Below are 25,254 nucleotides of genomic sequence, written 5' to 3' on the forward strand. Positions count from 1 at the left end.
GTGTCCTTTCCACAACGATAATTATATATTACGGGTATCGTTGCAAACGCACCACAAACAAAGTTGTCATTTTCCCGTCATTGAAGCGGCAAAAAAGCAGCTGTCCCAAGGAACAGCTGTCTTTCTGGTTTCTATTATTCAAGCCACAACGAGCGAAAAAGCGATAAGCAGCATCAACAGACTGGTCATTCTGGTCATCGCCATATAAGGTCTGCTGGGCTCAGCCTCTCCCCGGGAAATCCAGCCATAACGCAAGTACCAGCCAAATTTCGGGAAGCACAGATTGATGATACAAAGTGTCATGAATATAAAAAAGAGGGTTCTCATACCCGATCTTCCTTCCTCATTTTACATGACCGGCTCAACATTAACGCTTACGTCTGGAGAAGAAGAAAACAAGCAAAATAATAATAATGACGATTAATAAAAATTTCATGAGTGATCCTCCTGATGACATGATAAGTTTTTGTAAATGTATTTATCAGATATTACCCAAGGAACACATGACTTGAATAACTATGTTACAATTAATTATATTGTTTTTATATAATCACATACCATCGGGTTATCGATAGCTTCATTAGGAGTATGAATACAACAAAGTTTGGTGAGATGAAGGAGGAAGCATGACTAAATACAATCAACTCGTTATACAATGGGAATTTATTATCTCTAAGATTAAATCTTCCGTGACCGTAGTCGATGCTACCTTGCCTGATTTTCCGCTAATGTATGTAAATGAATATTTTACTCAATTAACCGGATATAGTGCCGAAGAGTCGATTGGACAGAATTGTCGTTTCCTGCAAGGGCCGGATACAGACCCGGAAACCGTACAACATATTCGCGAAGCATTGAAGAAGAAGCAGTCAATTAAGACAGAGATTCTGAACTATACGAAGCATGGACAGAAGTTCTGGAATGAACTGAATATTGATCCGATTTTCGATGATTCAGGGGAATGTCTGTTTTTTGTAGGGATTCAATACGATATATCAGAACGGAAATATACAGAGCATCAACTGCGAATGGCGGCGTCACTCGCTGAAATGAACAGCAGGGGACAGCTGGAGTTCATTGGGAAGCTGAACCATGAACTTCGCACCCCGCTGAACGGGATTATGGGCATGATCGAACTTGTCGGCATGGGGGACAACAGTGAGGAGCAGAAAGAGTATCTGGAGCTTGCGCGCCAGTCAGGGGAAGCTCTTCTGAACATTATCAACAATAGTCTGGATATGGCGAAGATCGGCAGAGGGAAAATGAAAGTGGAACAAATCGAATTTCAGCCGTTGAAGCTGATTCAACAGATTATTAAAACGCATGAACCTGCGGCACAGACTAAACGAATTCGCTTGCTCTGTCATGCGGATCTGGCCATTCCTGATGTACTCACGGGTGATCCTCTGCGTCTCCGACAAGTGCTGGATAACCTGCTCAGTAACGCCATTAAATTTACGGAACAAGGTGAAGTGCGATTACAGATAGATGTTGAGGAGCAGCGAGGGGATATCGTTATCCTGGTATTCACTGTTCATGATACGGGAATCGGCATTCCGGATAATAAAATTAATCAATTGTTTGAAGTATTCACGCAGACGGACGTCTCCCACGCACGCAAATTTGGCGGCAGCGGACTTGGACTCACGATCTGCAAAGAGCTGCTCGAATTGATGAATGGTCAAATTTCGGTGGAGAGTATCGAGGGAAAAGGAACGAGGTTTGAGGTTACCTTGCCTTTACTTCGACAACAGGCGATTCCTAACGTGGGGTAGGCTATACAAAGCAGCCGAGTATTTTGGCTGTTTTTTTTATGTTTTTTTATATTGTTTAGCGAACTGGCGTTCTGGTATAATGCAAGTGTTGAATGGGGGAGAAACAGCATGAGCAAAAGACGCAGAAGCAGAAAGAGCAAGGGCAAGCAACGATTTAAAAAGCAGATATTGACGCTGGTGGCCATGTTAATGGTAGCTCTCTATGCATGGATTGGAGGAGAAGGGTCTCTGGATATACCGTCCCCATTCGGGGGGAGCAAAGGGAGCGTAGATCATACCATCACATTCCCGGCAGAGCGCTATCCTGAGACGGCCAATCATATCAAGACGGCCATTAAGGCAGGGCATTCGGATGTATGCACCATTGATCGCAGTGGAGCTGAGGGTAATCGGGATTTGTCACTCAAAGGTGTTCCGGTCAAAAAGGGGAAAGATCGGGATGAATGGCCCATGGCGATGTGTGCGGAAGGCGGAGCGGGTGCAGATATCCAATATATTAGTCCCAAAGATAATCGTGGCGCAGGCTCATGGGTGGGAAACCAGCTAAGTACATATCCGGATGGAACACGAGTAAAGTTTGTGGTGAAATAACGACAGGCTGTGAATGGAAAAGTAATGATACAGAAATGCCTTGGGCTTTGAAAGAGTGTAGCGTGGAGTAAAAGGCAAAGATAAAACCAGACGTCGATGCGTCTGGTTTTATTTTATGAAGGGCGAAATAAACACGTCTAGTTCACGTATACATACATGAAGTACTTGTACCCTGTTTACAGATCAGCCGTACACAACTGCATTCCAGTTAAATGATGAGAGCGAATAGTTAACAAACGAGTGACTTGTTCCACTTCGTCGAATGGAATCCACAGGCTTCCGTGGACTGTTCGTAAGGAAAGGATGGAAGCATCCGCTGTACGTTCCGGAAATCCAGCTACCGTTTGACCACTTGTGTTACGGACGATGATTTGTTGTTTGCGCCGAATGGCAATTTCTACCTCTTTTTTCATATGTCATTGCTCCTGGTTATGGAATAGTAATTCGATATGTCAATAATTTCAATGGTTAATTTGTCTTCTTTATCTAGTCTATCAGAACTAGGTATAGATTTCCAGATCATAAATTATATTTTACATAGGTGTAAGGACTTATTACATATGATCCGTTTTTGAAGAAGCAACCAGGGTTATATAAGGGTAAAAGGAGGGGGACGTATAATGACACAATTGCTGATCGGACTTGTACGCACGGAGAATGAAGCCATTATCATGTTAAATAAATTGAAAAAGGAAGGCATAGCAGATCAATATTTGGGTGCGGTAGCCAAAGAACAGGTTAATCTTGAAGTGGTAAGTGAGAAGACTGGTTTGCCTATGCCTCTGAAGGGCGCAGGAACAGATGGTGCTTTAGGCGTGCTTAAAGGGGTACTTGCTGGTCTCGGCAAACGGATGGATCAGACGATGTCCATCGGAAAAGCGGTACGCAAACTCGCAGGCAACGAGATTGGAAGTGAGACGGATGATCTGGTGCTTACCTTGACAGAAGCCGGGGTCTCCGAAGAAGATGCTAATTACTATGAAGACTGGATGTTGCAGGGACATATCCTGGTGGTTGTGGAATGCAGCGAGGAAGAGGCGGCACGAATTGCACCTATTCTACTTTTTTAGTTTAATTTAAGCCTGATTTTAGGTTTCTTTAATGTTGGCGAGGTATTCTTATTTCACACCTCCCTTAATATAGATGGTTTATAGGAAGTTCGGGACCGCAACTCGAACTTCCTAGGCACTGCTCGCTCACGCTGGCAGTGCCTGTTTCATTTTTTTTGGATAATTTTATATTAAGGTATTGCAAAGTTATAAATTCCATGGTAAGATATTTCTTGTCGCCAAGAAATACATACCCATGCCGGGGTGGCGGAATTGGCAGACGCACAGGACTTAAAATCCTGCGGTAGGTGACTACCGTACCGGTTCGATCCCGGTCCTCGGCATCCATGATTTATAAGGTTTTCTCGAAAGGAGAGAACCAAGAGAAGATCGCATGACTCTCATGAACTATTGAGGGTAATGCGATCTTTTTTTTATTGAAAGATCAGAATCAGAATACCGCTCATTCAGATTGGCAGTTTTTTTTCCTCATGTAAGAACGTAGCCCAAAAAGCCTGCACAATTGCAGGCTTCTTTAAATTAGGAAACATATATGGGGAGCCCCGGAAACCAGAGGATACTTTGTTAGACTCCAACTTTATTGACTCCGCTGCACAACGGACTGGACAGCCCGCTGCCAGCCCGTGTAATAATTTTCCCGGGTGGCTTCATCCAGCTTAGGTTCATATGTCTCGTACAATATTAGATGGGGTGCAAGTTGCTCCGGATCGGACCAGACCCCTGTACAGAGGCCACCGAGATACACTGAGCCCATGGCCGACAGCTCGGCACAGGTAGAACGGGCCACTACGCTACCCAGAAGATCGGCCTGGAATTGCATGAGCCAGGCATTGGAGGAGGCCCCGCCGTCGGTCCGCAGACCGAGCAGTGGAATACCGGACTGCCGCTCAACGAATTCAACCGCGTCTCTGACTTGATAGGCAATGCTCTCCAGGGCAGCCCGGATTATGTGGGCTTTGGTGGTTCCTCGGCTCATACCAGTAATTGCTGCCCTGGCAAATGGGTCCCAATAAGGCGCACCCATGCCAACAAAAGCGGGGACAAGATAAACGCCGTCGTTTTCGGGCACGCTTTCAACCAGTTCTTGCATTTCCGCAAAGGTAGAGAAAAGCCCTAAACTATCCTGCATCCATTTGATGCTGTCTCCAGTGGACCGAATAACGGCTTCCAGCGCATACGTAATCTTTCCTCCGGCTCCCCAGGCGATCGTGGTTACAAGACCGTCACCGCCATCAATGGGTTGGTCCCCTACATTCATCAATACAGAGGTGCCCGTACCAAAGGTTGCCTTGGCGCTTCCAGGCTTAAAGCAGAGATGCCCATACAACGCGCCCTGGGAATCCCCGATCACCCCTGTGATCGGCACCCTTTCCTCAAAAAGGCTGCTGTCTACCGTATATCCGAATATGACATCGGATGGCTTAACCTCGGGCAGCAGGGAAGAAGGGACCGCGAACATCAAGGCCAGCTCTTCGTCCCATTCCAAGGTGTGAATATTGAACAGCGAGGTGCGGCTGGCGTTCGTGTAGTCGGTAGCATGTGTACTGCCGCCGGTCAGCTTCCAGATTAGCCAGCTGTCCATGGTTCCTGCCAGCAGCTTGCCTTCGGCGAGCAGTTCCGCAGCTCCTTTTGCATGCCTAATCATCCAACCCCATTTGGCTGCGGAGAAATATGGGTCGAGCATAAGTCCTGTTTTGGCGCGGATGGTTTCTTCGTGACCCGCTTGCTTCAGCCCCGAGCATAGGTCCGCAGTACGCTGGCATTGCCAGACAATGGCATTATATATCGGCTGGCCTGTAGTCTTATCCCACATCAGTGCAGTTTCGCGCTGGTTGGTAAGGGTCATTGCGGCCAGTTCTGCCGGATGGATGCCGGTTTGCTCCAGTACGCTGCGAGCCACCTTTATGACATTGTCATAAATTTCGAGCGGATCATGCTCTACCCAGCCGGGCTGGGGGAAGTACTGTTTATGCGCCATTCCGCATCTAGCGATGACTGTTCCTTCAGCGTTTACGAGAAGTGCTTTGGTGCCTGAAGTGCTCTGATCAATGGCCAATATATATTTCTGATTGTGGTCCATATGCTTCGCCCTTTACTTGTTGATCAATTCGAGCGCAACCTGTTTGATATTGTCGCTCGTAAGTCCATAATAGTGGAATACCTCCGCTGTTTTGCCGGCAATAGCGGGTTCATCCGGGATGCCAAGCACCTTCATCGGAACGGGATGATGCTGTACGACAACCTCAGCTACAGCAGCGCCAAGGCCGCCGAATATGCTGTGCTCCTCGACCGTAATAATGTGTCCGGTCTCCCTTGCCGCAGCAATGATGGCCTTTTCATCCAAAGGTTTAATCGTATGCATGTTGATGACCCGTGCGGATACGCCGTTTTCGGCAAGCGCCTTGGCGGCATCGAGGGCAACACGTACGGTTTCACCGGTGGCAATGATCGTAACATCGGAACCTTCCTGTACAATGACAGCCTTACCTATCTCAAACGGATAATCTTCGGATTCGTATACATCCTCGACGGGGTTGCGTCCGATCCGGACATATACACCGCCGTCATATTTAACCAGCGCTTCGGTCAGCTTCTTCGTTTCGTGGCGGTCGGCGGGAAGCACAATAGCCAGTCCAGGAATGGCACGGGCTACCGCGATATCCTGTACAGAGTGATGGGACATGCCGAGCGCACCGTAGCTTACGCCGCCACTAATCCCGATTAGCTTCACATTGGTCCTCGAATAAGCGACGTCAACCTTGATCTGTTCAATGCTGCGCATGCTCAGGAAGCAGGCAGGTGAAGTGACAAATGGTTTCTTGCCGCTGTGGGCCAATCCCGCGGACATGCCAACAATATTCTGTTCTGCAATACCAACCTCAACGAATTGTTCCGGAAATGCATTGGCGAATGGAGCCATTGCAGCGGAACCGCGTGAATCACTGGCGAGTACCATAATGTCCCGGTCGTCTTTGGCCAATTCCAGCAGTGTGTCGCAGATGACTTGGCGGTTAGGAATCTTGTTCATAGTGATTACACCTGCCCTTTCTGTATCAATTCCTCAATGGACGCGTTCAATTCGGCCAGTGCCAGTGCCAGTTCTTCATCGTTCGGCACATGGTGGTGCCAGGCAGGAACATTCTCGGCGAAGGATACGCCCTGGCCTTTGGTTGTATTGGCCAAAATCAGCGTTGGTTGGCCGGGTACTTCAGGCGCAGCTCGGAATGCCTGTAGCAGTTCTTTCATATCGTTGCCGTTGATGGAAACAACGTTCCAGCCAAAGGCCGCCCATTTCTCATCAAGTGGTTCCAGGCCCATGACCTCTTCGGTAGTTCCGCTGATTTGAAGCTGGTTGCGGTCGATAATGCCGACCAGATTATCCAGTTTATAATGGGCGCCTGCCATAGCGGCTTCCCAATTGGAGCCTTCGGCCTGCTCGCCGTCTCCCATTAGACAGAACACACGGTAAGAGCGGCCGTCCCGCTTGGCCGCAAGGGCCATTCCGACGGAAATGGGCAAACCATGGCCCAGGGCGCCAGTGTTCATCTCGATGCCGGGAACCTTGTTGTTCGGGTGGCCGATGAGTCGGGTACCGAACTGGCTATAGGTCTCCAGTTCTTCTCTGGGAAAGAATCCGCGGTCAGCTAGAACACACCATAGTGATTCTACCGAATGGCCTTTGCTGGCAATGAAGCGGTCGCGATCTTCCCATTTCGAATGAGACGGATCAATATTCATAATGTCATAATATAAGGCCGTTAGAATGTCTGTGTTACTCAAAGATCCCCCTGTATGACCTGTTTTGGCGCGGTGAATAATAGTCAGCAGATCCATCCGGATTTGTGCGGCTTTTACTTTCAGTTCGTAAATTTCCATAATGTCCTCCTCTGATAGATGCCATTGAACTTGGCCTTGAGCGAGTAGCTCTATTCTTTACACGTGCAGACCTGACTGTTTAGTGCGTGCAAGATCAGAGCCTCTAAGCCAGCTTTGTATTTCCTTTTCCGTAGGGTCTACGGGGTCCGGCGTCAGGCCGGGGATATAATTGCAGGCCTCATAGATGGCCGGAATAACATTGGCATGGATGCCTACGGAGTGATGAACATAAGGACCTTTGACGAGCTTTTCTTCCCACAGTGGCCAATCGTTCACTTCCACCCATACATAGGAACCGCGAGTATAAGGGCCTTGTATGCCACGGGCCTTGCCCAGGAACATGGAGTATTCGCCGTTGTCACCGTCAAACCGGGCAATGGTCATGCTGCCACCGCGGATTTCGCCTTCATGGGTTCCGGGAGCATGGTCGTCAAAGAGAAAGTGCTTGCGCAGCTTTGGTTTCTGCTCCACAGAGAGCGAGACAGGGAAATTTCCGCAGTGGAACAGCAGTTCTCCGTTGTCATTTTCCGGATGACGGACGGTAATGTCGGCAAAAAAGGTTGGTCGTTCATTCATTGCGGCCGCTTGTACCATAATGGACGTAATGGCTCCATGGATGTCCGTTTCACAAGTGACCGGAATTTGTTCATCGGTCAGGATCGCATTGGCCAGACATGGCATGATTGACATGGCCTCCTGCAGCGAAGACCAGCATTGGATAGCGATAGCGGTGCTTCCCGTCTCATGGGCGAAAGACTTCATAGCAACTTTTAAAGCGGCGATTCGCCTGATGTCGTCTTCGGTCACTTCGCTGTAGTCGAGCTTTTCTTTAATGTAATCCATCGTATCAAGTAGTTCGGCGCTGCTGCTGGCCGCAATTTTTCGAGTTCGGAGCTGAATATCGACAAGGGTAATCGGATGGATCTCAATGCCAAAGCGTTCAAGCAGTTCGCCCTCATTGCACATCATCGTCCAAAACGAAGCGGGACGTGGACCGATCTGGAGAATACGCAGGCTCTTGAACTGACGTACAACATTGGCTGCCGCGATAAAGTTGGTGAAGCCTCGCTCGAATACGGGATCATTCACCCAGCTGTTGGTTACATAAGTGAAGGGAACGTTGAATCTGCGCAGCACTTTGCCTGTGGCGAAAATACCGCATTGAGTATCGCGAAGGCGCATACCGTCCGCAAGCGGAGCTTCATCCCGTGGCCCCCAGAGCAGAACAGGCTTGCCAAGCGCTTTGCCAACACGAGCTACGGTGTCTTCGGTGCCGAAGTTACAGTGTGGAAAAAATACGGCATCGACTTCTTCCTCTCTGAACCTCTTGGCTATCATGTCGGCATTAATATGGTCGTCGTACAGCAACCCTTCCTCGTTAAGGCCTTCCAGATCCACGATATCAATATCCATTCCAAAGCTCTCAATTTGCTTGCGAATTTCTACTTTGTACTTAAATGCATCCTCAGCGCTGAATGTAAAACGTCGTGTTGGGGCATAGCCCAACTTTAATTTCTTCATCATCATTTCTCCTCGGTATGGAATATTTCAGTCTGGTTGAAATGAAAATAATAACTAAACAAGGTGGATTTAGTTTAGCGTTTTCGGCTTGAATAAATGTATTTTCTATCTACGACGTCATGTTAACATCGGTTTTAAGTAGTGTCAATGAATAATTTAGTTTTTTTTAGTTGTTTTTACTGAACAAAAGACTAAACTTAATGACCTTAATTTAGCTAAACATTGCACGGAATTCAGATTCGGTGTAAACTTCACGTATCACATGGTTGTGTTGTTACCTTATTAAGAAATGGAGAATCAAGGCATGAAGATGGAAGATATCGCTAAACTGGCTAATGTATCCAAAGCAGCCGTTTCGTTGGCCTTCAGTGGCAAGCCGGGTATCGGTCCGGATACGCGAGAACGCATTCTCCAAGTAGCCTATGAAGCGGGATACAGCCCCAAGAACAGGGAAGTAGCGACTACAAAAGTAGATAAATCGCTGCTTTTTCTTGTATGTACTAATTCGGGAATTGTCCTTGAAGAATATTACCAGCAGCCATTTTTCAAAGAATTGATTCATTTTATTGAAGAACGCTGTCGTCAGAAAGGATATTCCCTAATTTTCTCAACGGTAGATGTAGAATATTTTCAGAGGGATATCCAGGTAGTCGCCGATGAGAAGCGCAGCGTCGGAACCATTGTGCTGGGCACCAATTTGACTCGTGAACAAATCAGGAACATTCATGCCAAACTGCCTAATCTGGTTGTGCTTGATACCTGCTTTGAGACGTTGCCGGTACAATTCATTCAAATTAATAATGTAATGGGTGCCTATCAGGCCGGAGCTTATTTGTGCAACATAGGGCACACCTCGATCGGTTATATCGCTTCCAATGTGCGAATTCATAATTTTGAGGAACGTAAACGTGGTTTTATGGCGGCCCTTTCGGAGCGAGGGCTGAGGGTGCCTGAGACAGCACATTTCTCCGTAGCCCCAACTATTCTTACTTCTCAGGATGATCTGAAACGGCAGTTGACTACCTATCTGGAGAACGGGCACCGTATGCCTACGGCATGGTTCTGCGAATGTGACTATATAGCAATCAGTGCCATGAAAACGATGAATGAGCTGGGCATCCGTGTGCCGCAGGATACTTCAGTCATTGGCTTTGATAATATTAATGAATCGTTGGTTGTGACTCCCGAGTTGACGACTATTCACGTGGATAAAGAAAGAATGGCCAGTCTGGCGGTTGACTTGCTGACTGACGCATTGTCGCAGGGGACAAGCAAAATTATAGTGGACACCATTTTCGTGGAACGGAATTCCTGCGCCACTCCTGCTGATCCTGAACCTGCGGGACAAATGCCGGACAGCCCCGGGCAGGACTAATATAAGAACAGGGGGAGCTTGAATGAATTCACGCATGGTTTCGATTTTACAGCATCTGCTTGCTGCGGACATCCCTGTCAAGAGCGAGCATCTGGCAAAATTGATTCAGGTTACTTCACGCACCGTACGCAGTGACATCAGAGAGCTGGATGAGTTCCTGGCCAAGCATGGAGCATCGGTTCAACCTGTTCGTTCAAAAGGGTATGAACTGAAGATTACAGACGACAGCAGCTTTCGTATGCTTCTGCAGCAATTGTATTTGAACAATGAACCGGAAAATTCGGGATCACCTGAGTACCGACAGCTTTATTTAATCAGGCGCCTTCTGCTTGCCGTAGCCTATTTGAAGCTTGAAGAGCTGGCAGATGAGCTCTATGTCAGCAAGTCCACGGTTCAGAACGATTTCAAGGAGGTCAAGAAGAAGCTGCTTGCCTACGGAATTGGCATCGATAAACGTCCGAACTATGGCATTAAGCTGAGGGGTGATGAAGTCCGGTTGCGTTTATGCATATCTGAATTCGTCGTGAACCGCTTGGATGAAGAGTGCGCTGGAGGAATACATGATACGCTGCGTATTGTCTCTCCTCACGAAATGACATTGATACGCAGCATTATTCTGGAACAGATTCAGAAGCTTGGCGTGAGCCTGTCGGATGTCGCTTTCAGCAATCTGTCCATTCATATTGCGATCGCCTGCAAGCGAATTCGTGACGGTAACCAGGTAGCGATGCTCCTGGATGAAAAGGAAGAATTCAGGGCTGCTGAGGAATTTCAGGCGGCTGAGCAGATTGTAGCGTTGATTGAACGAGAGCTGGACTTATCATTTCCTGAAGATGAGGTTGCCTATATAGCCATGCATCTGGCCGGGAACAAGTGGTTTGCAGGGGTAACCTGGGAAGAGGTAGAAGATGGCGGTCCCGAGAAACTGCTGGATCGCGGGATTTATGAGCTAGGGAAAGAAATCCTTGCTGAAATTGATAAGGACCTTAACCTGAGAATCAGCAGGGATCAAGAGCTTTTGATGGGCATTTGCCTCCATTTAAAGCCAGCACTGAACCGTGTACGATACGGGATGAGTATTCGTAACCCGATGCTGGAGCATGTGAAGAGTAACTATCCCCTTGCTTTTCAGGCAGGGGTCATCGGAGCTAAGTTGATTGAGAGTAAGCTCAATATTTTGATTCCCGAAACGGAAATGGGATATCTGGCTATTCATATCGGTGCGGCCATGGAAAGACAGCAGATGGATACTAGGCCGAAACGTTGCTTGGTCGTATGTACCTCGGGTGTAGGCAGTGCGCGTCTGCTATATTACAAGCTAAGAAGCAAGTTCGGCGAGAGACTGGAGGTTGTGGGAACGACCGAGCTTTACAAGCTGCATCAGATCTCTTTGCATAACATTGATTTTGTGGTAAGTACAGTCCCTATCCCACAGCCGTTGTCTGTTCCTGTGGTTGTTGTGCAGACACTCCTGGGCGGTGGGGATATGCATAACATTGAGGATTTGCTTAATGGGGAGAAGGAGTATTCCTTCCGCTACATTATGGAAGAACTTGTGTTTCTGAGACAGCGCTTTACCTCGAAGGAAGAGATTATTACTTTTATTGGGAACAAAATGTATGAACTCGGGTTGATTCGCTCTTCCGAAGGTTTCATCGGTCTGGTTATGGAGCGAGAAAATGCTGCGCCGACAGCCTATGGAAATTTGGTGGCCATTCCTCATCCAATCATTCCGCAAAGCAACCGCACGGTATGGGCGATATGCACACTTGAGTCTCCGATCGACTGGTCGGGCCGGCCGGTACAATTTGTCTGTCTCCTGAGTATTGACAAGAGCGGCGAAGAGCCTCAGGTGAAAATGTATCAACATCTGATGGGGCTGGTTGACGATTCCGAGATTATTCAGCAAATGCTGGAATGCAAAACGTATGGGGAGTTTGCCCAAATGATTGTCAGACATAAACTGTATTGATTGTCCAAGGCTCTGTATGGCGTTTGACCGGATTTTCGGCCAGACGGCGGTATGGAGTCTTATTCATTTTCCGAGAAATAGGGTATGGCATTCTCTGCTGTTGGCGTTAAGTGCGTGCGGATATAAGTATTTCCGCTTGTAGTGGAAAAGGATTGCGTTTAGATGTGAGTTGTAATCGTATACACTGATCTTGCAAGACAAAGAAATGGAATGTAAGAGGTGGATGCAATGGATGAGTATCAGGAAATTATTATGGGGATTATAACCAATGCAGGGTTCGCCAAGAGCAAGGCTATGGAGGCCATTGCCCTTGCCCAGAAAGGCCATTCTGAGCAGGCAGCAGCATGTCTGGAGGAATGTAAGAAGGAACTGGTCGGTGCGCATAAATCGCAAACACGGCTGATTCAGCAGGAAGCGGGAGGAGCCACACATGAAGTGACACTGTTGATGGTACATGCCCAGGATCATTTGATGTCAGCCATTACAACAAAGGATTTGGCGGGGCATATTGTGGAGCTATATGACAGATTGAACCGCTATGAAGCGGCAGTTGGACATAATACTACAATCAGGGAGGACTAAGAATGAAACAAATTACTCTGGTATGCGCAGCAGGAATGTCAACAAGTATGCTGGTACAGAAAATGCAGAAGGCAGCCCAAGTCCAAAATATTGAGGTGGAGATCAGAGCCACCTCCGAGAGTTCTTTCAAAGAGTACGCGGACAAGACGGATGTGCTGCTGATCGGGCCGCAGGTTGGCTATCTCGAAGGTGATTTTAAAAGCAAATATGAACCTAAAGGAATTAAAGTAAGCGTAATCAACCGAATGGATTATGGCATGATGAATGGGGAGAAAGTGCTTGCCGATGCTTTAAGCCTGTAATCATCGGTTCATCAAATGGAAGCGTTTTCTAAATGGCATTTATCGATGAAATTCTAAAGCAGGAGATGAACGGATATGGCAAATGAACAAAAGCTATCCCACAAGCTGCAAAGATTCGCAGGTAAAATTCAGCAAAATCGCTATATGAGCGCTATTTCGAACGGTCTGATGTCAACACTCCCTTTTCTGATTGTCGGGGCGTTCTCAACGTTGTTCTCCGCACTTTCCTGGCAGCCTTATCAGAACTTTATTGCGTCGGTAAAGGGAATTATTGGTTTGGCTTCAACCATGACTACGGGGATTATCGCCCTCTATGCCGTATTCTTCATTGCGTACAGACTGGCGCAGTCCTTCGACAAGGACCCATTGGTTCCCGCAGCGACTGCGCTGCTCTCCTTCCTAATCCTTACGCCGGTAGAGACTTTCGACAAGGTCCGGGCATTGCCGCTGCAATGGCTTGGTGCTCAGGGATTGTTTGTAGCCATGTTTGTAGGTTTGGTCGCCGCGAGATTGTATATATGGATTGTTGACCGCAACTGGACCATTAAAATGCCTAAGGGAGTTCCACCTACGGTCGTCAAAACCTTTTCGGGCCTTATTCCAGCCATGTTGGTCGCCGTCCTTTTCGTTGTCATATCCGGATTGTTCATGCAAACCTCTTTTGTTACAGTCCATCAATTTATATATACCTATCTGCAAGTGCCGCTGGAAGGGCTGGGCGGATCACTGGGGGCTCTGATTATTGCGCTGATCATCATGCAGGCACTCTGGATGTTCGGGATTCATGGAGCCATTGTCACTTTGGCTATCGTTAAGCCCATCTGGATGAGTCTGGATCTTGCGAACCTTGAGGCATTTCAGGCCGGTGCCCCGTTGCCAAATATTATTGGACTGGCGTTCTGGTACATCTATGCCAATTATGCACCAATGCTCGGATTCGCACTGTTGCTGGTCTTTCTCGCTAAGAGCAAGCAACTGCGTACGATTGGGAAACTTGGCCTGCCGGGGACGTTCTTCTCGATACATGAGCCCCTGATCTTCGGCATACCGGTCGTTCTAAATCCGCTTTTGGCGGTTCCGTTTATCGCTTCACCTATCGTTTGCGCAGTGCTGGGCTATTTTGCCACCACGATCGGCTTGCTGCCAGCACCTATTGGAATTTATCCTGCATTCGGAACGCCGATATTTGCTTTGGGATTCATTGAGGGCAGTTGGAGGCTTGCTGCTGCACAGCTTGTGCTCATTCCGGTTTGTATGCTGATCTATTATCCATTCTTTAGAATACTCGACAGACAGGCGCTGGAGAGGGAATCTGAAGCAACGGAGAATGCAGAACAGGAAGGGACATCCGGAATCAATGCAGGTGCAGTCACCTCATAAACGGACAATACACTTGTAAAACGGCGTTTACAGCGCCGTTTTCTGTTATTACTCAAGAGATAGGAGAGGTTGTAATGATCAAGCTTGAGATAGCGGAGAATAAACGTCATTTCATCAGCGGAGGGGCTCCGTTTTTCTATCTGGCCGATACAGTCTGGAGTGCATTTACTAATATCTCGATGGAGGAATGGAACTATTATCTGGACTACAGGAAAAGCCAGGGCTTTAATGTCCTGCAGATTAACCTGTTGCGGCAGTGGGATGCCAGCGGCAGTGATCTGAATCAGGAGCCATTTGCCCTGTGTGAAGACGGCACTTTTGATTTTTATTCGCTAAATGAGGAGTATTTCGAAAGAGCCGAGCAAATGTTGAAAATAGCGGTGGACAAAGGTTTTGTACCTGCTCTAGTCCTGCTCTGGTGTAATTATATTCCTGATACCTGGGCGTCCAGAATCCGGGAGGATAAGAAGATGCCGCTGGATGCTGTCGAGCCGTACGTGCGTTATGCAGCGAACCGCTTCTCCAAATACGATCCAATCTATATCGTGAGTGGGGACACCGACTTTCCGTCTGAACGGGCGAATGAATACTACCGGACCGCACTTCATGCTGTGAAAAAGTATAGCCCGGAGTGCTTGACCACCTTGCATATTCAAGGACGACTTGCGGAAGTGCCAGCCGAATTCATTAACGATGGTGATCTGGATTTCTATATGTACCAGTCTGGGCACAATTCGCAGTTTCAATCTACGGCTTACACCTTAGCTATGGATTTTAATAGCAAGCCGGTAACACGGCCTGTGTTAAACTCGGAGCCTTGCTACGAAATGATGGGGTACAGCCGCCAGGGTTATGGCCGGTTCAGTCGTGCCGATGTGCGTAAGGCTGCCTGGCAAAGTCTTTTATCCGGGGCAACTGCCGGTGTAGCTTACGGTGCACACGGAATCTGGAGTTGGCACAAGAAAGGCAGACGATTCGGAGTTACCGGAGAAGGGTTTGACAGCCCCTATGATTGGCAGACTGCTCTAAAATTTGAAGGGGCGTGGGATTACGGCTTTGCCAAATGGCTGTTTCAGATGTATGGGCTTATCGACTTGCAGCCATGGGACATTGTGCTTAAGAACACGGAAGAGATCCGGGCAGCGGCAACCACCAACTTGTCCAAGGTCGCCATTTATGTGCCTGTCAATACCGTGCTGAGGTTGGATGCGGATCTTGGTGAATATGAGTTTACAATTATTGACCTTGAACACCGCAGATTCGCGGCCGCTGTCATCACTGTTCAAGAGAAAACGACAGTTATAGATATGCATGATTTCGAAAGTGATGTTTTTGTAATTGGTGTGAGAAAATAATATGAGGTGATCTGGAATGGGGTTAGGTCCTAACTTTCTGTGGGGCGGCGCAACCGCGGCGAATCAAAGTGAAGGCGGATATAATTTAGGAAACCGTGGTTTAGCCAATGTTGATTTATTGCCTATAGGCAAAGATCGAGCAGGAGTAATGGCCGGAAAAATAAAAATGCTTGAATTGGATGATAAGCACTTTTATCCGGCTCATGAAGCAATTGATATGTATCATCAGTATATGGCTGACATCAAATTATTTGCTGAAATGGGCTTCAAAACGTATCGCATGTCGATATCATGGACTCGAATTTTTCCCAATGGGGATGATGAGCAGCCGAACGATGAAGGTTTAACCTTTTATGAAAATATATTTTGGGAGTTACGAAAGCACAATATTGAGCCATTGGTAACGTTAGCACATTTTGATGTACCCGTCACTCTTATTCAACAATACGGGTCATGGCGTAATCGTAAAATGATTGTTTTTTTTGAGAACTATTGTCGTACCGTATTCGATCATTACAAAGGGATGGTAAAATATTGGCTGACCTTTAATGAAGTGAATATGATATTGCATGCACCATTTTTGGGTGCGGGCTTATGTTTTGAAGCAGATGAAAATGAAGATCAGGTTAAATATCAAGCCATGCATCATCAATTAATGGCCAGTGCGATTGCAACCAAAATAGCGCATGAAGTAGATCCGGAGAACAGGATTGGCTGTATGCTGGCAGGAGGAAATAACTATCCATATTCTTGTCGTCCGGAGGATTATGCAAAAGCAGTCGAAAAGGATCGGGAAAATTATTTGTTCATTGACATTCAATCCCGGGGTGCTTATCCGAGTTATGCATTAAAAAAATTCGAACGAGAACATATTCATATTGTAATGGAACAGGGCGACCAAGAACTGTTAAAACAACATACAGTTGATTTTATTTCATTTTCCTACTACTCTTCCCGAGTTGTTGCTACCGATCCATCTGTTGCTCATGAAACGGCTGGAAATATATTTAAATCTATTAAAAATCCTTATTTGAAGTCTTCCGAATGGGGCTGGCAGATTGATCCCTTAGGATTGAGGTCAGCGCTGAGTATTTTATATGACCGTTATCAGAAACCATTATTCATTGTGGAAAACGGACTTGGTGCGGTGGATACGCCAGATGAAAATGGCTATGTGGAAGATGATTATCGAATCGAATATTTGCGTGAGCATATTAAGGCATTTAAAGCAGCAGTCCTGGAAGATGGCGTTGAGTTGATAGGGTATACCACTTGGGGATGCATTGATCTGGTGAGTGCGACCAAGGGCGAAATGAGCAAGCGTTATGGATTTATTTACGTTGAACGTGATGATGAAGGTAAGGGTACTCTGAAACGTAGTAAGAAAAAATCATTTTATTGGTATCAAAAAGTTATCCAAAGCAACGGTGATGATTTAGATTAAATCGGATTCAAAACCAAGCCCTTTTAATTAAGAGGGAAAACCCGAGGCCGATCTTCAAAAAAAGCGGGATGAAGTGCTTAGCACAACAGAGAGTGACATTATAGGTTTTGCGGAACTGGTATCCGCCACAGCTCTAATGGAACAGCAGCAACGTTGTGTTATCGGTAATGAAAATAAGATTGAGGACCATAAGTAATTATTTGACGAAACCCTTGATTTGATCAAGAACTCATCGAAGGATGCCTCAAAGTCGAAGTGTGAAGTAATAAATGTATGAATACCAAAGGGAGCTTTTATGAGCTGTAATAGCTTATAAAAGCTCCCTTTTCTTGTTATACAGGGTTATTTCCAATTAATCCAATCTGATCAATTAGCTTATGTTGAAGGTTTAGGCCTCTTATCGGAGGAATATCTTAATTGTTCCTGATAAGCGTAAAAACAACCGGCAGAACCATAGTCAATCCCGCAAGTATCGCAGTGCCTGCTGCGCCCCTGTAATTCTTTTGTTTCCAGAGTGTTGGAGCCAGACTTCCAATATAGATGCCTGCCCACAAGGAAAGAATACCCAATATAAAGAGTTTTGCAATTACAGCCGTCATTTTTTCATCTCATCTCCTTCAACGGCAGGACCGACCTGATCTCCATGCCTTTTCATGCGGAAACGAATATCCAAATGGTATTTCGTTTCTTTGATATGTTCTCTCCACTTATAGGCGTACCACTCCTGAAGTGTGGGGAAAGTGGCCCGGAGGCGGTTCCCAATATGAACACAATCCACATTCCATGTATAGAGTGTTTTATCCAGAAGTTCTGAGGCCATGGATGTCAACTGTTCTTGAACAGAATTTTCTAATAACTTCATATTTTCGGGCGACGTGTAATCCACTTTTGACATGGAACCTATCAATTCTCCAACCATATGGGGAGACAAGGAGACATTAATTTGGTCGTCTGTGTGCGTTAAGGTAAGCGGATTTTTTTTCAGCGCATCCATACTGATGGTCAGATTGTACTTGGGATCAACCGGATCATGAAATTCCATGACGGTTTCTTCAAACTCCCCACGCAGAATGTTGAGCGTTTTGGTTTCCAGTGCGGTAAGGTAACCGACCAGTTTTTGCCCCCTGTATACTGCACTTCCAAAGAAATCGATGGGGGTCTCTCCCTTTCTGGGAAGATTACCTGCATAGGTATTACTCGTGATGGGTGGCTCTTCTTTTGAGCTTAAAGATGACTCTTCCTTGTCCCAACTCAGGGAACCTTTCTCCACATCAGGACGTGCTGCTGACAGAATCGTTGTGCCTCCGGTCCCCGGTTGTTCAATGTCCAGAATAAAATCGTGAAAACGGGATCTCTTGGGCGTGATGGCTCCCGTATTGTGGGGGTCCATCTCAAGCTCAAACCACAGATCAATATCATCCTCCATTACAGGTTTAATATTTTGGATGTATCTATCTGCCCGACCTTTTGTCGTTATCACATTGACCGTTCGACGGAATTCCGAATTTCGTACAACCTCACCGATGACCGGCATAATGCCCTCACGGGCAACGCCATCCCCCAGAATGAATGCCTTGGAATGAATGAGGGTCAGCCTTCGGGCTACATAGCTTTGACTTGTAAGCATGGCGGAAGAAAGGCTCGCACCTTCTTGAGAAAAAACATTCACTATACTCTTGGATTCTGACTTGCTCTCGCTATTCATGCTGCTGTTTGACTTGGGCATGGCGACGGCAAAGGTATAGATATAATCGTTCTGTGGTCCAGGATCTACGCCTACAGCCATGATGAATGCCATGTTTTCCGGGTCTAGCCGATCCCAGCACCCCGTCAGCAGTGGAAAAATGAAGATAAGGAGGAGGGAACATTTGCTGATGGGCTGGAATCGTGTCATGTTGTGCGCCTCCTCATTTTCATTTTAATCATGCCGACAAACCATGTAAGCATGGGCAGGCCAATGGAGATGATTGACCCGTAAGTGCGCAGAAATTTCCCGTCCCAGGCGACGGCTTTCATTTCACTGGTGGGTAGTAAGGCAAAGGCATACACCAGGAGAGACAGCGGGAAAATTAATGGCTTGACTTTGGTTAATTTCAAAACCTGGGACATTGTCGCAGCAGCGCAATATAATCCGATGGCCAGCTTGATCACGGCGCTGATTAGCCATGCGATAAGGAACAGACTCTCCAGCCGCTGAATCCATCGGCCAAAAATAATTAAACGGCTCACTTCATACATGGGAACGTTAAGCCGGATGGCTGATGGATACGGGAAAACAAACATATACACGATGGTAGTGCCAAATAGCATGAGAGATGAAATCAGAATGCACCACCATGCGGCACGACCCCATTCCTGCTTTTTCCGCAATCTGGGCAGAAGGAAACCGAACACGAGCATTTCCGAAAACAAGGAGCTTTTGATGATCCCGTACTTCAATACATCTTTTGGACCTGTTCCCCAAAAGGGAGATAGCGCATTGATTTCCGAATGGGTCATTAATCCACCCATGAGTACAATGATGACGCTCCCTACGATCAGGAAGATGGCGATCCAGCATAGGCGTCCAATAGCCTCTATGCCGGAATGGGCCATAAAGGAAATGGAGATCAGGAGCGAGATTTGAATAATGTTAATCGGTGTCCGCGGCAAAATATCGGAAGTGAGCAGTTCCGAGAATTCACGCAAAACCAGGAAGGTAATCATGAAGAAGAAGCAAAAGTAGATGATATTCAGTAATGTACCTATTAGCGAGCCCCATATTTCCTCCGTCGCTGCCATCAGAGTAGAACCTTCAGTGGCATTTTGCAGTACTCCCCGGATTGCCCACCATGTCAGCGGACACAGAACTGCTGCGATGAGAACAATGATCCATGCTGCCGTCCCGCCGAGTTCTGCAAGAGATCTTTGAAATGGCAAAAAGATCTTGGTGATGATGAAAATGATCCCGATCGATGCCGCTTCATAAACACCGATATAATTCTTTTTCACGAGGGGCCTCTTTCTTCTCCGGACGGAGAGGATGGAGTTATATCGTGTGTTTCCTCCATTTTTTGTTTCTTTTGCGGGCGTAGCGAAGCGGGTCTACGAGTCTGGTGATGCCATGGGTTACGGAGAAGTGAATTGTCTCCCGGATGTTTAGGTGTAATTGGAGCCAAACTGGGCACTCCGAATCGGTTGGTGGCAATCCAGTCCGTCCACAAAATCATCGACAGCAGCAGAATACCGATCAAGCCCATAAACGAAGCACAGGCCAAATAAACAAACCGGAGGATTCGGGTCGCGAATTGCATGTTATAGTTGGGAATCGTATAGGAGGCAAGCGCTGTGGCCGCCGTGATAATAACCATGATTGGACTAACGATGTTAGCTTGTACAGCAGCCTGTCCCATAATCAACGCCCCTACGATACCAATAGTCGGACCGATCACACTTGGAATGCGTACACCGGCCTCCCGAATCAGCTCGAACATCGCTTCCAGAAGAAATGCTTCGGCGGCAACGGGCAGGGGGATGGATTCCCGCGTACTCGCAATCGCGAGCACAAGTGTAGTCGGTATCATCTCTTGATGAAAATTCGCAATGGCAACAAATAGGGCGGGCAAATACAACGAAAGGAAAAAGCCAACCACCCGGATTATCCGAAGAAAAGAACTGTATTGCCAGCGGAGATTACTGTCTTCGGCCGTTTGCAGAAACAAGGGGAACTGACTGGGCACGATTAGCGCAAAAGGAGAGTTATCCACCAGAATGCATACATAGCCATCCACAATTTGACTCGTAGCGCGGTCGGGTCTTTCTGTGCTTAACATCGCGGGATATATCGAATTGGGTCTATCTTCAATCAATTGCTCCAACATTCCGCTGTCGCCTATGTAATCCATCTTGATGTTGGCGATGCGTCTGCGCACTTCATTGACAAGAGCTCTATTAGCGATGGATTTCAGGTAAACGATCGAAATTGAAGTCCGAGAGATCGTACCGACGACACCGGATTCAACCATCAGATCTGACGTTTGCAGACGTCTTCTGATTAATGACAGATTGGTTTGTATATTTTCCGTGAATCCAACTTGGGAACCAAGGATCACATTTTCCGTTTTGGGATTTTCCAGACTTCGTTCATTCCCGTCTTTAACGTCCACGATTACCGCTTCCTCTAGTCCGTTCACCATGACGACAGCGGACCCCTTTAGAATGGCTTGCACGATAAGTTCAAGAGAAGAGGTCGCATTTTGCTTGCAGTTCGTCAGAATTTCGTTCTTCAGCGTTTCGATCTTCAGTGGCGGGTCCATGGATACATTTGCTGTCAACAAGGGATGAATAATGGTTTCGTAGAGCAGCCGTCCATCCACCTGACTATCCATAAAGATGACCATACCCTGATTGTCTTGAGAGCCTATCGTAACAGGGTGGAAAATTAAACCACTACTCTTAGGATAAGAAAACTGTTTGCTCAGCCAATCCATATTTTCTTTCATAACCAAAGACAGCAATGGAGATTGCTTCTCGCTAGTCCACGGTTGGGCTTGGGGCATTTCCACACGCTCATCCTTCGAGGAGGACGGACTCGTTTCTCCTTTGTTTTCAGTATTCCAGTGTCCAAGGGAGAAGGGTTGATCAGGGGGAGGGCCCTCCGACAAGTCAGCGATCAAATATTTTTTGAATTTTTTCCAGCTACTCATCTGTCTCATCTCCTGGGAAAAGCGAGTCAGCGCTCGCAGAATCATTGTTGTATTGGTAATTGTAGTGTCTCTTCCCAATTTCATATTTATGCGGCGTATAGGGTTAGAACTTGTATCTCGCGCCCGTTGAAAGGATAAATAACAACATTTCTCATTTTAATGAAAATCTTTTATGTGCCAGCGATTATTTTATGGTGAAGATCATAATACATATCAGATGACACCTGTGGTGCTGCCCGTTAGGAAGACATGCAACGATGGTGTATAATATCCATAGGCATATATTACCTTTACTTTTGAACTTGAAGAACGCAAGGTTGCATACCAAACTAAACAATTTATGGACGGAGGACTCGACCCATGTTGAAACAGCTTAAGCCCTATAAGGTGCTGCAGGAACGCAGAATCGAAGAGTTGCAGTCAGATGCGTATCTCCTGGAACATCAGAAATCCGGAGCCAAAATTGTACTCTTATCCAATCAGGATGATAATAAAGTGTTCAGTATCGGTTTCCGTACTCCTCCGGAAGACAATACAGGTGTAGCTCATATTCTGGAACATTCCGTACTGTGTGGCTCCAAGAAATTTCCGGCCAAGGATTCCTTTGTTGAATTGCTGAAGGGTTCTCTTAATACATTTCTGAACGCGATGACTTATCCCGATAAAACGATCTATCCGATTGCAAGCCGGAATGATCATGACTTCCATAACCTGATGGACATTTATCTGGATGCGGTACTCCATACAAATATTTATGATAATGAAAAAATATTTCTGCAGGAGGGTTGGAATTACAACCTGACCTCAGCTGAAGATGAGTTAACCTATAACGGCGTTGTATATAACGAGATGAAGGGTGCATTTTCTTCACCGGAACGGATTGTACGTAGAGAAGTTTTGAATTCACTTTTCCCGGATACTACTTATTCCTGTGAATCAGGCGGATTTCCCGATGCCATTCCCGATCTGACTTATCAAGGCTTGCTGGATTTCCACTCCAGATACTATCATCCGTCCAACAGCTTCATTTATTTGTATGGCGATATGGACATGGAAGAAAAATTGCAGTGGTTAGATGAGAACTATCTGAATGAATATGATCGGATTGAGATTGATTCTGCAGTAAAGCTCCAGCCTGCATTCGGAGAAAGAGTGGACGCAGTTAAGACATATTCTGCCGGGAGTACCGAATCCGAAGTGGATAACAGCTTCTTGACCTATAATGCGGTCATTGGAACAAGTCTGGACAAGGAATTGAACATCTCGTTTCAAATTTTGCTGTACGCACTGCTTAACGCTCCGGGAGCGGTTCTGAAGCAGGCTCTGCTGGATAAGGGCATTGCAAAGGATGTCTATGGCACGTATGATGACAGCCTGTATCAGCCCGTGTTCACCGTTGGATTGAAGAAGAGCAATCTGGCGAGCAAAGAAGATTTTCTGGGGACGGTAAAAGAGGTGCTAGAGCGTGTTGTGAAAGAAGGCTTTGATCCAAAAGCGCTGCTCGCAGGTATCAATTCCTATGAGTTCAACCACCGTGAAGCGGATTATGGAAGAATGCCCAAAGGATTAATCTACGGTTTCTCTTCATTGCAAAGCTGGCTGTATGATGTCGATGCTCCATTTACTCATTTGGAAGCGAATGACGTATTCGCCGAGCTCAGAACGAAGATGACCGAGGGTTACTTTGAGAAGTTGATTGATACGTATTTACTGAAAAATACACATACTTCTTTCGTTGCTGTCACGCCGGATAAAGGATTGAACGCACGCAAAGAGGAAGCGCTGAAAGCACATCTGAAATCCGTTCAGGCGGGACTGAGTCAAGAAGAGATTCAGCAACTCATTCAGAGAACCGAGGCTCTCGCCGAGTACCAGAATGCACCTTCAACCAAGGAGCAACAACAGGTGATTCCGACGTTGTCGATAGAGGATATTGAACCGAAAGCATCGACGCTGTATCAGACGGTAAATCAGGTCGAAGGTACAACGGTACTGCACCATAACATCTATACGAATGGGATCGGTTATCTGAGACTGTTGTTCGATATTAAGGAAGTCCCACGGCGTTTGCTGCCGTATGTTGGATTGCTGAAAAGTGTGCTCGGTTACGTCGACACTCAAAATTTCTCATTTAATGAATTGTCGAATGAGATTCACATTCATTCCGGGGGCATTCATAGTAGCATTGGTACGTATGCAAACGCGCATGAGCACCGTGATTTCAAGGCTACGTATGAATTCAACGCCAAAGTGCTGTATGACAAACTTGGATTTGCTTTTGACATGATCAAGGAAATTGTGTTTACGTCCAAATTTGATGATTCGAAGCGTTTGTACGAAATTATTGCTCAGTTGAAAGGCAACTTGCAGCGCAATCTGATCAGCGGAGGGCATTCAGCGGGAATTGGCCGTTCGACCTCTAAACACTCGGCTGTTGCAGACTTCAGGGAAGCGGTTAGCGGCATCGCCTTTTACCAGTGGCTTGAGGAACTTCAGGAGAACTTTGATACAAGAAAAGAAGAACTGTCGACCAGCCTTCAATCATTGACTGGCTTTATTTTCAGACCGGAAAACCTGCTGGTGAGCTACACTGCGGATGATCAGGGGTACGTGGGCTTGGAGAAACAGGTATCCGATTTGAAAGCGAAGCTGTTCACCCAAGACGTTGCCAAAGAAAAAGAAGCATTTACACCTGTGCATCACAACGAAGGATTCAGATCTCCATCTGAAGTCCAATATGTCGTTCAAACAGGTAATTTTATCGATAAAGGGTATTCATACACTGGCTCGCTCCGTGTCTTGCAGGGGATTCTTTCTCTGGATTACTTATGGAACAATATCAGGGCCAAAGGCGGAGCATACGGCTGCATGTCAGGCTTCAGACGTAACGGAGATAGCTATGTAGCATCGTACCGCGACCCGAATCTCGAAAAAACATACAAAGTTTATGAAGAGATGCCGCAATACCTGAAGGATTTCAAAGCAGATAAACGGGAAATGACAAGATATATCATTGGCGCCATCCAGGACCTCGATACACCAAGGACCCCTTATGGCGAAGGATCATTCTCTCTGGAATGTTATCTGTCTAATGTCACCGAAGCCGATCTTCAGAAAGAACGGGATGAAGTGCTAAGCACAACAGAAAGTGACATTATAGGTTTTGCGGAAGTGGTATCCGCCATATTGGAACAGCAGCAACGCTGTGTTATCGGTAATGAAAACAAGATTGAGGACCAGAAGCAATTATTTGACGAAACCCTTGATTTGATCAAGAACTAATCGAATAATGCATCAAAGTCGAAGTGTGAATTAATAAACATCTG

21 protein-coding genes and 1 tRNA gene are annotated in these 25,254 nt (G+C 46.5%); 12 read left to right on the forward strand and 10 right to left on the reverse strand.

The window, feature by feature from the left end; translation table 11 throughout:
- Positions 1–138 precede the first annotated feature (138 nt).
- On the reverse strand, positions 139–327 hold the full coding sequence (locus BMW94_RS30460) for a DUF6199 family natural product biosynthesis protein (protein WP_090901397.1): 189 nt from the start codon (positions 325–327) through the stop codon (positions 139–141).
- Positions 328–626: 299 nt separating this feature from the next.
- On the opposite strand from BMW94_RS30460, the gene BMW94_RS11135 reads away from it, so the two are divergent.
- Positions 627–1,775: a sensor histidine kinase gene (locus BMW94_RS11135; protein ID WP_090998266.1), complete on the forward strand. Its 1,149-nt coding sequence runs from the start codon at positions 627–629 to the stop codon at positions 1,773–1,775.
- Positions 1,776–1,883: 108 nt separating this feature from the next.
- Entirely contained in the window at positions 1,884–2,366 is a 483-nt protein-coding gene (locus tag BMW94_RS11140) for a NucA/NucB deoxyribonuclease domain-containing protein (protein ID WP_090998269.1), read from the forward strand.
- Positions 2,367–2,542: 176 nt separating this feature from the next.
- Here BMW94_RS11140 and BMW94_RS11145 read toward each other — a convergent pair whose 3' ends face one another.
- Positions 2,543–2,779, reverse strand: coding sequence for a hypothetical protein (locus tag BMW94_RS11145; protein WP_090998272.1), 237 nt, complete (start codon positions 2,777–2,779; stop codon positions 2,543–2,545).
- A 207-nt stretch (positions 2,780–2,986) separates the two neighbouring features.
- Here BMW94_RS11145 and BMW94_RS11150 point away from each other — a divergent pair, with 207 nt between their 5' ends.
- Both BMW94_RS11150 and BMW94_RS11155 read left to right on the forward strand, forming a co-directional pair.
- Positions 2,987–3,436, forward strand: a complete 450-nt coding sequence (locus BMW94_RS11150; RefSeq protein WP_090998275.1) for a general stress protein — start codon at positions 2,987–2,989, stop codon at positions 3,434–3,436.
- A 237-nt stretch (positions 3,437–3,673) separates the two neighbouring features.
- A tRNA-Leu gene (locus BMW94_RS11155) sits at positions 3,674–3,759 on the forward strand.
- A 254-nt stretch (positions 3,760–4,013) separates the two neighbouring features.
- Here the strand turns inward: BMW94_RS11155 and glpK are convergent.
- Genes glpK through BMW94_RS11175 form a run of 4 tightly spaced genes read right to left on the reverse strand, consistent with a single transcriptional unit; the run spans position 4,014 to position 8,833 of the window.
- Complete coding sequence (glpK, locus tag BMW94_RS11160) at positions 4,014–5,516, reverse strand: glycerol kinase GlpK (protein WP_090998278.1); 1,503 nt, start codon at positions 5,514–5,516, stop codon at positions 4,014–4,016.
- 12 nt (positions 5,517–5,528) lie between these two features.
- Positions 5,529–6,464, reverse strand: a complete 936-nt coding sequence (locus tag BMW94_RS11165) for a transketolase family protein (RefSeq protein WP_090998282.1) — start codon at positions 6,462–6,464, stop codon at positions 5,529–5,531.
- Positions 6,465–6,469: 5 nt separating this feature from the next.
- Entirely contained in the window at positions 6,470–7,312 is an 843-nt protein-coding gene (locus BMW94_RS11170) for a transketolase (RefSeq protein ID WP_090998286.1), read from the reverse strand.
- A 57-nt stretch (positions 7,313–7,369) separates the two neighbouring features.
- Entirely contained in the window at positions 7,370–8,833 is a 1,464-nt protein-coding gene (locus tag BMW94_RS11175) for an L-fucose/L-arabinose isomerase family protein (protein WP_090998289.1), read from the reverse strand.
- 304 nt (positions 8,834–9,137) lie between these two features.
- Here BMW94_RS11175 and BMW94_RS11180 point away from each other — a divergent pair, with 304 nt between their 5' ends.
- From BMW94_RS11180 to BMW94_RS11210, 7 genes are all read left to right on the forward strand, one after another.
- Entirely contained in the window at positions 9,138–10,208 is a 1,071-nt protein-coding gene (locus BMW94_RS11180) for a LacI family DNA-binding transcriptional regulator (RefSeq protein WP_090998291.1), read from the forward strand.
- Between the two features lie 22 nt (positions 10,209–10,230).
- Positions 10,231–12,180 (forward strand): BglG family transcription antiterminator, encoded by a 1,950-nt coding sequence (locus BMW94_RS11185; protein ID WP_090998294.1) that lies wholly within the window; start codon positions 10,231–10,233, stop codon positions 12,178–12,180.
- Positions 12,181–12,408: 228 nt separating this feature from the next.
- A complete protein-coding gene (locus tag BMW94_RS11190) occupies positions 12,409–12,762 on the forward strand; it encodes a PTS sugar transporter subunit IIA (protein WP_090998297.1) in 354 nt (117 codons plus the stop codon).
- Between the two features lie 2 nt (positions 12,763–12,764).
- Positions 12,765–13,064 (forward strand): PTS sugar transporter subunit IIB, encoded by a 300-nt coding sequence (locus tag BMW94_RS11195; protein ID WP_090998300.1) that lies wholly within the window; start codon positions 12,765–12,767, stop codon positions 13,062–13,064.
- A 75-nt stretch (positions 13,065–13,139) separates the two neighbouring features.
- Positions 13,140–14,444 (forward strand): PTS sugar transporter subunit IIC, encoded by a 1,305-nt coding sequence (locus BMW94_RS11200; protein ID WP_090998303.1) that lies wholly within the window; start codon positions 13,140–13,142, stop codon positions 14,442–14,444.
- Positions 14,445–14,518: 74 nt separating this feature from the next.
- Positions 14,519–15,799, forward strand: a complete 1,281-nt coding sequence (locus BMW94_RS11205) for a glycoside hydrolase family 140 protein (RefSeq protein ID WP_090998307.1) — start codon at positions 14,519–14,521, stop codon at positions 15,797–15,799.
- 16 nt (positions 15,800–15,815) lie between these two features.
- Positions 15,816–17,243, forward strand: coding sequence for a 6-phospho-beta-glucosidase (locus BMW94_RS11210; protein WP_090998310.1), 1,428 nt, complete (start codon positions 15,816–15,818; stop codon positions 17,241–17,243).
- 413 nt (positions 17,244–17,656) lie between these two features.
- On the opposite strand, the gene BMW94_RS11215 is transcribed toward BMW94_RS11210, so the two are convergent.
- Genes BMW94_RS11215 through BMW94_RS11230 form a run of 4 tightly spaced genes read right to left on the reverse strand, consistent with a single transcriptional unit; the run spans position 17,657 to position 21,928 of the window.
- On the reverse strand, positions 17,657–17,842 hold the full coding sequence (locus tag BMW94_RS11215; RefSeq protein WP_090998312.1) for a hypothetical protein: 186 nt from the start codon (positions 17,840–17,842) through the stop codon (positions 17,657–17,659).
- On the reverse strand, positions 17,839–19,137 hold the full coding sequence (locus BMW94_RS11220; RefSeq protein WP_090998315.1) for a Ger(x)C family spore germination protein: 1,299 nt from the start codon (positions 19,135–19,137) through the stop codon (positions 17,839–17,841). The genes BMW94_RS11215 and BMW94_RS11220 overlap by 4 nt, the downstream gene beginning before the upstream one ends.
- Entirely contained in the window at positions 19,134–20,234 is a 1,101-nt protein-coding gene (locus BMW94_RS11225; RefSeq protein WP_175480653.1) for a GerAB/ArcD/ProY family transporter, read from the reverse strand. The genes BMW94_RS11220 and BMW94_RS11225 overlap by 4 nt, the downstream gene beginning before the upstream one ends.
- Positions 20,231–21,928 (reverse strand): spore germination protein, encoded by a 1,698-nt coding sequence (locus BMW94_RS11230; RefSeq protein WP_175480654.1) that lies wholly within the window; start codon positions 21,926–21,928, stop codon positions 20,231–20,233. The genes BMW94_RS11225 and BMW94_RS11230 overlap by 4 nt, the downstream gene beginning before the upstream one ends.
- A 360-nt stretch (positions 21,929–22,288) precedes the next feature.
- On the opposite strand from BMW94_RS11230, the gene BMW94_RS11235 reads away from it, so the two are divergent.
- Positions 22,289–25,210, forward strand: coding sequence for an insulinase family protein (locus BMW94_RS11235; RefSeq protein WP_090998323.1), 2,922 nt, complete (start codon positions 22,289–22,291; stop codon positions 25,208–25,210).
- Positions 25,211–25,254 lie beyond the last annotated feature (44 nt).

The organism is Paenibacillus sp. OK003 (genome assembly GCF_900109515.1).
In the GTDB taxonomy this organism is placed as follows: Bacteria; Bacillota; Bacilli; order Paenibacillales; family Paenibacillaceae; genus Paenibacillus; species Paenibacillus marchantiae.